Genomic DNA, 394 nt, shown 5'->3' with positions numbered 1-394 from the left:
TGTGAAACTATCCATTATGAAAAAATGCAAAATCTTAATGAATTTCAAGTTAAAGAAATTATTAATGATTATATTAAGTATTATAATACTTATCGAAAAATAAAAATTTTAAATTATTTATCATCTTTAGAATATAAAAATATTAATAAATAAATTATTAAAACAAATGCCCTCAATTAAGGAGAGCAATTTGTATTGGTTTTTTTATTCTTATGGTTAAAAAAGGTTTCCATTGAACAAAATATAATATCTCTAAAACGCATTATTTTGCCTCTATATAATGTTTTAAAATAAAATTATAAGTTAAAAAAAAAATACTAACTATAAATATAAACCAATTTAAGAAATAATATTTTAATTATTTATTTTTTTAGTAGTTAGTTAATTTTCTTAA

Annotated in this window: 1 protein-coding gene; it reads left to right on the top strand. The window is 16.2% G+C overall.

Going from position 1 to position 394, the window contains the following annotated elements; all coding sequences use genetic code 11:
• Positions 1 to 9: 9 nt before the first annotated feature.
• Entirely contained in the window at positions 10 to 153 is a 144-nt protein-coding gene (locus tag J8J04_RS03065; protein WP_308705552.1) for an IS3 family transposase, read from the top strand.
• Positions 154 to 394 lie beyond the last annotated feature (241 nt).

The sequence above is a fragment of the 'Fragaria x ananassa' phyllody phytoplasma genome (assembly GCF_018274325.1).
Classification (GTDB): Bacteria; Bacillota_I; Bacilli_A; order Acholeplasmatales; family Acholeplasmataceae; genus Phytoplasma.
This window is presented reverse-complemented; position numbering and strand designations above follow the sequence as displayed.